The organism is Natrinema soli, from assembly GCF_028618695.1.
Genome location: NZ_JAQIVI010000586.1, coordinates 1 through 4,307, shown reverse-complemented (window position 1 = coordinate 4,307; position 4,307 = coordinate 1). Strand labels below are relative to the sequence as shown.

General features: G+C 65.6%; 6 protein-coding genes and 1 pseudogene. 2 read left to right on the top strand and 5 right to left on the bottom strand.

Going from position 1 to position 4,307, the window contains the following annotated elements; all coding sequences use genetic code 11:
• Both PGX04_RS27070 and PGX04_RS27065 read right to left on the bottom strand, forming a co-directional pair.
• On the bottom strand, window positions 1–1,137 hold a 1,137-nt coding region (locus PGX04_RS27070; protein WP_273741322.1), incomplete at its 3' end, for a HEAT repeat domain-containing protein.
• Window positions 1,138–1,203: 66 nt separating this feature from the next.
• The gene (locus PGX04_RS27065) at window positions 1,204–1,929 is read right to left on the bottom strand and encodes a protein sorting system archaetidylserine synthase (protein ID WP_273741321.1); all 726 of its coding nucleotides are present in this window, start codon (window positions 1,927–1,929) and stop codon (window positions 1,204–1,206) included.
• Window positions 1,930–2,038: 109 nt separating this feature from the next.
• Here PGX04_RS27065 and PGX04_RS27060 point away from each other — a divergent pair, with 109 nt between their 5' ends.
• A complete protein-coding gene (locus PGX04_RS27060; protein ID WP_273741320.1) occupies window positions 2,039–2,473 on the top strand; it encodes a cupredoxin domain-containing protein in 435 nt (144 codons plus the stop codon).
• Window positions 2,474–2,546: 73 nt separating this feature from the next.
• Window positions 2,547–2,852: a putative quinol monooxygenase gene (locus PGX04_RS27055; protein WP_273741319.1), complete on the top strand. Its 306-nt coding sequence runs from the start codon at window positions 2,547–2,549 to the stop codon at window positions 2,850–2,852.
• Between the two features lie 78 nt (window positions 2,853–2,930).
• On the opposite strand, the gene PGX04_RS27050 is transcribed toward PGX04_RS27055, so the two are convergent.
• The 3 genes and pseudogenes from PGX04_RS27050 to PGX04_RS27040 form a co-directional block, all read right to left on the bottom strand.
• Window positions 2,931–3,572, bottom strand: coding sequence for a 30S ribosomal protein S3ae (locus PGX04_RS27050; protein WP_273741318.1), 642 nt, complete (start codon window positions 3,570–3,572; stop codon window positions 2,931–2,933).
• Entirely contained in the window at window positions 3,569–3,946 is a 378-nt protein-coding gene (locus PGX04_RS27045; RefSeq protein ID WP_273741317.1) for a KEOPS complex subunit Pcc1, read from the bottom strand. Before PGX04_RS27045 ends, PGX04_RS27050 begins: the two co-directional genes overlap by 4 nt.
• Window positions 3,943–4,307 (bottom strand): annotated as a pseudogene (locus PGX04_RS27040) (hypothetical protein); the annotation flags it as partial. The gene PGX04_RS27045 and the pseudogene PGX04_RS27040, both read right to left, overlap by 4 nt.

Here is a 4,307-nt window from a genome sequence, read left to right as displayed (position 1 = left end):
AGCGGCCCAACTCCGAACGTCCGCCTCGTCGGCGACGAGCTGCTGAGCGATCGGCTCGACCGCGTCCGCGGCACCGATTTCGCCGAGGGCGCGGAACGCGGGCTGCTGGAGGTTCGGGTTGGAGTCGACGTAATCGACCAGCGTCTCGACGATCTCCTCGTCGTCGACGCCGATCTTCCCGAGGACGGCCATCGCGGCCTGATCGCGGCGGTTGGCCTTCTGGAGCATCGGGTCGATGGCCTCCTCGGGACCCATCCGCTCGAGGGCCTCCATGCAGTGTTCCTCCATGAAGTCGGAGTCGAACGTCTCGAGGGCGAGCAGGATCTGATCGACGTTTCCCTGCTTCTCGTGAACCTTGAGCGCGTGCCACTCCGGCGGGAAGTCCTTGACGTGATCGAGCACGTCGTAGTAGCCCTCGCGGCGGAGCTGCTCGCGGATCTCGAGGTCGGTCCACTCGGTCGCGTCATCGATATCGCTCTGCAGATCGTCGGTCGCTTCGAGCAGGCCGGCGATCGTCTCGGCGTCGTCGTCGGCGTCGAGTGCGGCGTCTTCGACGGCCTCGCTCGCGTCATCGAGGGTCGCGTCGAGCTGTTCGGGGACCGTCTCGCCCTGATTGACCAACGTGACCGAACCGCCGAGCAGGTCGTTCAACTCGTCGAGGAAGTCGTCGACGGCTTCGATCAGTTCGGCCTTGCCCTCCTCCGTCCAGCGGGTGCCCGTGATCGTCCCGCTCGCGTCGTCGATCTCGCTCACGACGTCGTCGCCGTAGGGGCCCCGCTGGTCCTCGAGGTCGGACTCGAGGTCCGAGAGGTCGCTCTCGATCTCGTCGTATTGCTCCTGAAGCTCCGCTTCCGGCGCGGGTTCCGCATCTTCGTCCGCCTCGTCCTCGTCGGTTTCGGGCGGCTCCGGTACCTCGACACTTTCGAGTTCGGTCCGGAACGACTCGAGGTCCGCCTCGACCACGTCGAGGTCGTCCTCGGTCTCGGCCGCCTCGAGGGTCGAATCGAGTCCCTCGAGATCAGCGGCCAGCGCCTCGAGTCGCTCGCGGATCTCCTCGAGGTCGACCGGCTCCCCCTCCTCCTCGTCCGGCTGCTCTGCTGCGCCCCCGTCGTCACCGTTCGCCTCGTCCCCGCTCATCGTCCCACCTCGAGGCGACGCCGACGCGTGACAGTGTCCATACCCTACGGTCGTGTCAGCACGGCCCTAAGCGTTTCCATGCACGTCGACCGTACCGGTTCGCTCGGCGTCGCCCCAGTACAGCCAGGGGCTGAGCACCATGTACGCCAGCCCGAGCGTCAGGAGGGCGTACGGAAAGGTCCGACCGACGAAATCGGGAACCAGGATCGCGAGGGCGTGGATGACGCCCATGATGGCGGCGTCTCGAGCCAGCAGGTCGGGGTACTGGATCCGCGAGACCATCAGGTAACAGAACGCGCCGGTGACCGCGAGCACGAGCCACGGCTGGGTCTCGCCGGCGAGGATCGCTGCACCGAGGATCGTCGCGGCCAGCGTCGTCTGAACGCCTTCGGTGTAGCTACCGGAGATATCGTAGGCGGTGTACATTCCGAGTCGGGTGACGGCCATCGCGACGAACAGCGCACAGACCGTCGTCACGAGCAGGAGTTCGGCGGTGATCACGCTGAAATCGATTCCGAGGCCGTCCCGCACGACGACGAAGGAGAGGACGGCGGGTGCGACGGCGAAGGAGGCGACGTCGGCGAGCGAATCGAGGTACGGGCCGGCGTCCGTGCCGCCATAGCGGCGAGCGAGGATGCCGTCGAGGCCGTCCGCGATGGCCGCCAGGAGGATCAGCCGGGCTGCCAGATCGATGTCGACGACCGCGACGACGACCGCGACGAACCCCAGCGCGGCGTTGGCGATCGTCACCGCGTCGGCGACGCCGAGCCGACCGACGAACCGGGGAAGCATATGCCCGGAATCGACGGGGAGCTACCTTACGTGTTTTCGTTTCCCGAGCGTTCCCACTTTCGAGGACTGAACCGGGGCGGTTATACCGGAACTCTCCTAACGATCACGTATGCACCGGCGTGCCTATCTCGCCGCCGTCGGAACCGCCGCCTCGGCCGGTCTCGCGGGGTGTTCGTCCGCGCTCAGCGTCCTCGAGGACGATCCTTGCACCGGCGACAACTGCCACATCGGGATGAACCGAACCGAGTTCCTCCCCGAGGTGTACGAGATCGCCGCCGGCGACACGGTGGTCTGGAAGAATACGAGCGAGGCCTACCACACCGTCACGGCCTACGAAGCACTAATTCCTGACGCTGCGGACTATTTCGCATCCGGCGGCTACGAGAGTCAGACGGCCGCCTACGAGGGGTGGGACGATCACGGCGGTCAACTCGGGACGCGCGAGACGTTCGAGCACACCTTCGAGGTCCCCGGGACGTACGAATACTTCTGCATTCCCCACGAAGGGGCCGAGATGATCGGCGAAATCGTCGTTTCGGAGTGACGGCCGCCGAAGGCCGCCGGCTCGAGCCTCGCGGACTACTTTTATCCCCTCCCGGTCGAATTTCACTGCTGCAATGATCGTTATTCACGCGAGCTTCCCGATCGACCCCGACCGCCGCGACGACGCGCTCGAGTTGATTGAGGAGCTCGTCACCGAGTCACAGCGAGAAGACGGGGTGATCGACTACCGGGCGACGACGGACGTCTCCGATCCGAACGTCGTCCGCTTTTTCGAACGGTACGAGGACGAGGCGGCGTTCGGCGCACACGCGCAATCCGATCACTTCCAGGAGTTTTCCGTGGCGTTACCGGAACTGCTCGCCGGCGAGCCCACGGTGACCCGGTTCGACGTGGAGTCGGCCGAAGAACTCGAGCTCTGAGACGGACTGCTGTCGGTCGGTTTCGGCCCAAAATGTCGAAATCGGTACTGCGAAAATCGATCGCGCTCGGCGACGGTTTCAGTCGTCCGCAGCGATGTCTTCGTCGTCGACGTCGACCGCGGTCGCTTCCTCTTCGGCGACTTCTTCGGGGTGTGCCTCGAGGGTGGCCTTCTGGATCTCGACGCGGCGAAGCGGGTAGATCGTCTTGGATTCGCCGTAGATCGCGGAGGAGAGATGTCCCTCGACGACGCTGTCGATGATCTCCTCGAAGGTGCGGTCCTCGGCGGCGTCCTCGATCATCGCGACCATCTGCTCGCGGATGGCCTTCTCCTGGCTCGCGTCGGCCTTTTTCGTCGTGAAGGCGACGGGCTGGATCTGGACGCGGTAGTCGTCCGTCGTGAGGACGGTGACGTAGGCCTCGATCTTCGAGGCACCGCGGCGGACCAGCGAGCGCAGGTAGTCCCGCGTCAGGGAGTGTTCGACGAACTCCGTGTACGCGCTGTCGCTCCCCACGTCGGTGATCTTGAAGGTGAGCTTCGTGTTGTTCTCGCTGGCGTTGTTGTTGAGGTCGCCGAGCGTCGTTTCGATGGTTCGGTCGTAGACCTTTTCCGGTTCGTCAGCGGGGGTTTCGCCGAGTTCCTGGCGGTCGAACTGTTCGGGTGCCAGGACGGTGTACCACCGCTTCTCCTGTTTCGCGCGTGAAACTGATCGTTCACTCATTGTGTTGTATCGTGTGTTGAGTCGCTACCGCGTTCGGACACAGGTCCCGTGTCCGCCGGTTCCGCGTGCTGTACTGTCCGTGCCTGCGACGTCACGTCGATCGCGACCTCGAGGTTGACGACGTAGTCGTCGACCGTCGATCGGAGGCCGCTCGTCGTCTCGCGGTCGATCCGCGTGACGATCGTGCCCGCCGTTCCCTCGGTCGCGTCTGTCGTCGCCTCGTCGTCTGCTGCCGTCTCATCGTCATCCGCGTCTGTCGTCTCACCGTCGCGTTCGACGGTCGTCGACATCTCGTCGGTGTTGTCCGGGCTGAGCGCCCGCGCGATGAGGGCCGCGTCGCCGTGATCCGTCCTGATCGTCGCGCGCCGGCTCATCGGAACTCCCTCACTGCCGCGACGATCGCCGATTCGTCCACGTCCGGGTCGTATCGAAGGTAGCCGCGCCGGTGGCCGACGTCGTACTCGACCGCGATACCGGCGTCGGGGGTCGTCTCCGAGTCCGCGTCGGTCCCTCCGGTCTCGAGTTCGCGAGCGACGCCCTCGACGGTCGCGCCGAGGGGATCGGCGTCGCGGGTCGCGATGGCCGCCTCGCCGTTTCCATCATCGGACTGCGTCCGATTGCTCGAGGGATCCTGTCCCTCGTTGATAGCGAGAACGGCCGACTCCGGCGACCGGTAGGCCGCCGCGATCCGCGCGACCGCTTCGACGGGGCCGTCGTCGATCCCGACGACGAACA

What these genes read in the sequence shown, in the direction of transcription:
- PGX04_RS27045 (WP_273741317.1), bottom strand. Translation starts at nt 3,946, where the DNA reads ATGAGCCGGCGCGCGACGATCAGGACGGATCACGGCGACGCGGCCCTC.
- PGX04_RS27050 (WP_273741318.1), bottom strand. Translation starts at nt 3,572, where the DNA reads ATGAGTGAACGATCAGTTTCACGCGCGAAACAGGAGAAGCGGTGGTAC.
- PGX04_RS27055 (WP_273741319.1), top strand. Translation starts at nt 2,547, where the DNA reads ATGATCGTTATTCACGCGAGCTTCCCGATCGACCCCGACCGCCGCGAC.
- PGX04_RS27065 (WP_273741321.1), bottom strand. Translation starts at nt 1,929, where the DNA reads ATGCTTCCCCGGTTCGTCGGTCGGCTCGGCGTCGCCGACGCGGTGACG.
- PGX04_RS27060 (WP_273741320.1), top strand. Translation starts at nt 2,039, where the DNA reads ATGCACCGGCGTGCCTATCTCGCCGCCGTCGGAACCGCCGCCTCGGCC.